The following is a 5,561-nucleotide window of genomic DNA, read 5'->3' as shown; positions in this document are numbered from 1 at the left end:
AAATTTTATATCTAATTTGCGATTATCCGCATAAACACTATACTTTCAAGCACTTTGAAGTATAGAAAATTATTTAATTTACCACGAATTTACCACAATTGAATGAGCCTTGATATGACAATAAAATAGCACTAAAAAGACACCCTTTACACCTGAGTGGTGTCTTTTGTTAAAAAGCAGTCAATCCTAAGACTAACTGCTTTGTGTGTATGGATATAAAGTTGTCAAACTGGGATTGTATGTTGGAAATTATTCTACATCAATCACATCATCTTCACCTATTTCTATGAAAGTGGTGCTACTATCTGTTGAAACGTTTTTAGATACTGACATATTAAATATTATCAAGAGGATATTCAATAGCACAATTACTAGGAATATAACCCCAGCAATTTTCCAAATTTTTTTGCTACGCCTATTCTTAATTGCCATCTGTTCACTGATTTTTGCAAGTTGTTCTGCGATGACATCATTATCATCTTCATCAGGTATTGTTCCTCCAAGCAATACAAATTAACATTATAGTTGCATTACTCTTATATTGATGTAAAACTTAATATTCTATTGTTCCCAATATCACATAGAACCGAATTTACTACCACTATCTTATTTAAAAATGAAAATATCTTCTATCGGTGCATTGAGAACCCGTGAAATATCAATCGCCAGTTTTAGAGATGGATTGTATTGTGCTTTTTCCAACCTCATAATTGTTTCTCTACGAACCCCGACTTTTTCTGCCAGTTGTTCTTGTGTTAAACCTTGTGCTACACGATATACCTTTAAGTTGCACATGAAATCTTCTACCATGACTTATTCTCCTTTTTCGTAGCGGTATAATAAATAGTTGCTAAGAAAAATGACTAAAGCATAGATAAGTGAAACAGAAATGAGCATAAAAATTGCACACCATTCCACATTACGAGAAAACATTCCTATTGCCATAAGCCAAATGACTATAAAGAGAAGTTTAAATCCTACTTTATAGGCGTTTATTTCTGCTTTTCTTTTATTTTCTAAAAAAAGTTCATCTTCTAAAGTGTGAGAAAGTTTTCCTTCAAAGAAAAAGCCGAAAAAGCCAAAAAATATAAAGAATACAAAAGGATATATTTTCCCATATTCAAAATAAGTCCAAAAACCGCTAAAACCTAGAAATCCAAATATTCCACACAGTCCCCAATATGAAGATACTGTTCTTGAATAGTTTTTGTCTTTAAAATTTTTAGAAAAGGCGTTTTTAAAGAAGATAACTGTTACATATAAGACATAAATAGCTATCAAAGCACCGACTATCAACATTGGTATATCCTTTATGGAAAATACATAATTAGACATATCCATGTTTTTAACCCAGCGTGCGTCGTTAAATAATAAAGAGTAAATTATCCCTGCAATCAGTAATATTACACACCCTACTCCCATAAAGATAACTTGTTTCATTTGTTTTTTTGTCATAATCATCCCTCTTTTCAATGTGATGTTTTTGTATCTTTATAAGACAAATATATCACTTAATATAAATGGTGTCAACAAGAAAATGATACAAATACATCTCATATCGTTTTTATATAATTTACTACAAATCAGATTTTGTCCCTTTCTTCCTCTTGTCTGCCACAAACAGTAAAGGAAAAGCCCTGTCAAGAGCCTTGCCACCATTGGTGGTGCTTTGCACTCTTTACTGGGCTTTTTGTTTGCTGTATCTTCTACAAAGAGGAAAAGGGTTACTCGTCCTCATCATCAAAATCGTTATTTTTCAATACTTCCCGTAATAATTCCATATCTTCTTTTGAATTGGGGTTTATCATTTTTACGACTTGATAAGGTGTCCTATATTTATGTCCCTCTATGCTTTCACCGAACATATCCATGCTGTATAAATCATCATAGTGGTCTAACAGTTTTTGAAACTTCAAATGCTGGATAAATTCTTTGATTGGATAAAGGTCGGACGCTACAATGCTTTTTCCGTTGATGTAGTCGGTAATATATTCCCGTAACTTTTTCAACTCATATTCCAGCCATTCTTCTTCGCTGTCAAAGAAGTTGTCATAATGCCCATGTTTTAATTCTGCATTTAGTCGTTCTTCAATTCTTAAAAACTGGCAGACTTCCTTTTCGGCTTGATTAACATACTTCCATTCTCCCGACAGTAATTCATTTGGGGTTACACCCAGCACGTCCATTATCTTTTCTAATGTATCAAAGGTAGGATAATTCACACCACGTTCAATCTTGGAAAGGCTCTGCATATTGATACCGATTTTGTCCGCAAGTTCCTGTTGTTTCATTCCTCTGTATTTTCTTATGGTTTGTATGTTCTCTCCTAAGAAACTGATTTTCTTTTCATAATGCTCCATAACTTAGTATAACCGCTCCTTTCGTTGCTTTTTTTGACGTTTATAAGCATATCATACTTAATCTATATCCAAAAGTCAACAAAAACTTCTTGACAAGTAATTCTAATGGCGTTATTATCGTGTTAGATAGAGCGATTAAGCACGCTAGGGTCAATCACACGCTTGAGTAAGCATATAGAATAGATATTTTCACTTTGATAGCATGAATAGGCATGGACTATCAGACTGAAAATCGGATTTCTGACTGGGCTGTTCCGTTTAGCCACGAGCCTTACAAGGCTCGTGAGCGTTAAGAACGGGGCAGACACAGGAAGAAAGGGAACGCCTTTAGGCGTTCGTAAAGGGCGTATATGTAACACCGCCCTGCGCATACATGTCATAGTACCTAGAAACTGTGATAAATAAAGGAAAAAACACGATTTTTACCCCGCAAAAAAACGGGAAGTACGAAAGGAGTAATGCACTATAACTACACACAAAAATTTATCCGTTAAGATTGATTACATCAGTATTGTATTCGATACTGCAACCGCCGAAGATGTCATCATGCACATTTTAGGTTTACCGACTGATATTTTCAATGTCTATCCGGCAAGCATTAAATTCAAGACTTATCAAGCACGCTGGCAGATTGGAGATATTTATGTATCGGGGGACGCAAGAAAGACAGAGGACAACCCACAAGGGCTAGGCTGTTATCTTGTTATGACTGGCAGAGGTTGTGATGATATTTTCCGTATTCTCGACAGTAGGAATTATACCTTTGGAGATATGTTCAAACATTGTGAGCGAAGATATGGACTGGATAACTTCCATTTCACTAGACTGGATATTGCCATTGATGATAAGAACGAAAAGCCATTTTTTACCATAGAGCAGATAAAGAAGAAATGCGAAAAAGAGGAATTTATCTCGAATAGTGAGGGCTACCACTTTGACGAAAGCAAGTTTGATGATTTCGACACCGCAAAGACCGTTTATATCGGTGCTGGGAAATCGGGATTGTCCTACCGCTTTTATGACAAGGATAAGGAAGTCTGTTCAAAACATAATAAGACACTTGATGAAGTCGGCAGTTGGAAACGGACAGAAATGCAACTGCGTGATGATAAGGCTCATGCTTTTGCCATGACATTCAAGGACAGACCGCTGGAACTGGGAGAACTGGCTTTCGGGCTATTGGCAAACAACCTACGCTTTGTCGTACCAAACAGAAACGAAAGTAATAAGAGCAGGTGGAAAACTTGTCGGTTTTGGGAACGCTTTTTAGGGGCTGTGGAAGTCTTAAAACTGCAAGTACCAAAACAGCAAAATTCCCTTGAAGAAACACAGCAATGGCTCACAGAGGGTGGCGTGATTTCCGCTGTCAAAAGTTTTTACTTCTTGGAAGAACATGACGCATTAGGTGGACTGGAAAAAGTGGGAACTATGCTTGATAAGGCAAGATACAGTAATTCCCTTTCCAGTAAATTAACCGCCCATTTACAGAGGATAAACCGCACCGACCTTATCCCTTATATCCAATATGACACGAAACATGGGAAAGGGGGTATCTGATGAATAACAACGATATTCCCGTATGGGAAAAATACACCCTTACCATTGAAGAAGCGTCAAAATATTTCCGTATCGGAGAAAACAAGTTAAGACGATTGGCAGAGGAAAACAAGGACGCTGGCTGGCTCATTATGAATGGCAACCGCATACAGATTAAACGCCGACAGTTTGAACAGGTTATTGATAAATTGGACGCAATCTAATGCAAATGAGCCTTGTATGTGTTATGATGAACACAAGTCATATCAAGGCTCTTTCCAACAGGGAAAGGAGCAGACAGCATGAAAGAAAAAAGACGGGATAACAAAGGTCGTATCCTGCATACTGGAGAGAGCCAACGAACAGACGGAAAATACTTATATAAATATGTGGACGCATTTGGAAACACAAAATATGTGTATGCTTGGAGATTGACACCCACAGACCCGACACCAAAGGGAAAACGGGAAAAACCCTCACTTCGTGAACTGGAACAGCAGATAAGACGGGATATTGAGGACGGTATCGACAGCACAGGCAAGAAAATGACGCTTTGCCAACTCTACGCCAAACAGAACGCACAGAGGGCAAATGTGAAGAAAAGCACACAGAAACAACGGGAACAACTTATGCGGTTATTGAAAGAGGACAAGTTAGGTGCTAGGAGCATTGATACAATCAAACCCTCTGACGCTAAAGAATGGGCGTTACGCATGAAAGAGAAAGGCTTTTCCTACAATACCATTAACAACCATAAACGCTCGTTAAAAGCGTCATTCTATATCGCCATACAAGACGATTGTGTAAGGAAAAACCCTTTTGATTTCAAGTTAAGTGAAGTCCTAGAAAATGATACCAAAGAGAAAGTCGCATTGACAGAGGAACAGGAACAAGCCCTACTGTCATTCATCAGGACGGACAACGTGTATCACAAGTATTATGATGATGTGCTGATACTGTTAAAAACAGGACTTCGTATTTCGGAACTATGCGGACTGACAATCATGGATGTTGATTTTATCCATGAGGTTGTGGTTATCGACCACCAGTTACTAAAGAGCAAGGAACAAGGCTATTATATTGAAACGCCTAAGACAAAAAGCGGAACAAGGCAAGTGCCATTAAGCAAAGAAACGGTACAGGCATTTCAACGAATGATGAAGAAACGCCCAAAGGCAGAACCATTTGTGATAGACGGACGGGGCAACTTTCTATTTGTCAATCAGAAAGGCAAGCCCAAAGTTGCGATTGATTACAATATGCTTTTTGTCCGTATGGTAAAGAAATACAACAAGTACCATAGGGATAACCCTTTGCCACATATCACACCGCATACGCTACGCCATACATTCTGCACAAGGCTGGCAAGCAAGAACATGAACCCGAAAGATTTACAGTATATCATGGGGCATTCAAATATCAGTATCACAATGAACTGGTACGCTCATGCGTCCATAGATACCGCAAAATCAGAGGTTCAGCGTCTAATCGCATAGAAGTATTTACCACGATTTTAACCACGCTTGATAGCGAAAATATAAGAAGATAGACCTAGATATGTGAGGTTTACCACAAAAGCAAAATGCCCGTAGAGCCGATAAAATAAGGCTTTGCGGACATTTGAGAAGATATAAAAAGATAGTCAAAAAGACATATATAATTTAA

Annotated in this window: 7 protein-coding genes; 3 read left to right on the top strand and 4 right to left on the bottom strand. The window is 37.7% G+C overall.

Annotated features, from left to right (window positions below):
- Positions 1-249: 249 nt before the first annotated feature.
- The 4 genes from LJD32_RS14425 to LJD32_RS14410 form a co-directional block, all read right to left on the bottom strand.
- On the bottom strand, positions 250-507 hold the full coding sequence (locus LJD32_RS14425; RefSeq protein WP_055157184.1) for a hypothetical protein: 258 nt from the start codon (positions 505-507) through the stop codon (positions 250-252).
- 99 nt (positions 508-606) lie between these two features.
- Complete coding sequence (locus tag LJD32_RS14420; protein ID WP_015527881.1) at positions 607-810, bottom strand: helix-turn-helix transcriptional regulator; 204 nt, start codon at positions 808-810, stop codon at positions 607-609.
- A 3-nt stretch (positions 811-813) separates the two neighbouring features.
- Positions 814-1,455, bottom strand: a complete 642-nt coding sequence (locus tag LJD32_RS14415) for a DUF3796 domain-containing protein (RefSeq protein ID WP_015527882.1) — start codon at positions 1,453-1,455, stop codon at positions 814-816.
- Between the two features lie 269 nt (positions 1,456-1,724).
- Positions 1,725-2,360: a helix-turn-helix domain-containing protein gene (locus LJD32_RS14410; protein WP_055304083.1), complete on the bottom strand. Its 636-nt coding sequence runs from the start codon at positions 2,358-2,360 to the stop codon at positions 1,725-1,727.
- A gap of 546 nt (positions 2,361-2,906) precedes the next feature.
- On the opposite strand from LJD32_RS14410, the gene LJD32_RS14405 reads away from it, so the two are divergent.
- The 3 genes from LJD32_RS14405 (at position 2,907) to LJD32_RS14395 (ending at position 5,392) form a co-directional block, all read left to right on the top strand.
- Positions 2,907-3,917 (top strand): replication initiation factor domain-containing protein, encoded by a 1,011-nt coding sequence (locus tag LJD32_RS14405; RefSeq protein ID WP_008818897.1) that lies wholly within the window; start codon positions 2,907-2,909, stop codon positions 3,915-3,917.
- Entirely contained in the window at positions 3,917-4,120 is a 204-nt protein-coding gene (locus LJD32_RS14400) for an excisionase (RefSeq protein ID WP_002607397.1), read from the top strand. Before LJD32_RS14405 ends, LJD32_RS14400 begins: the two co-directional genes overlap by 1 nt.
- Positions 4,121-4,198: 78 nt before the next feature.
- Positions 4,199-5,392, top strand: a complete 1,194-nt coding sequence (locus LJD32_RS14395) for a tyrosine-type recombinase/integrase (protein ID WP_227392748.1) — start codon at positions 4,199-4,201, stop codon at positions 5,390-5,392.
- Positions 5,393-5,561 lie beyond the last annotated feature (169 nt).

This window comes from Faecalibacillus sp. TM498, from assembly GCF_020589955.1.
Lineage (GTDB): Bacteria > Bacillota_I > Bacilli_A > Erysipelotrichales > Coprobacillaceae > Faecalibacillus > Faecalibacillus intestinalis.
Note: the sequence above shows the minus strand (reverse complement) of the source record. Positions and strands in the feature narration are given on the sequence as shown.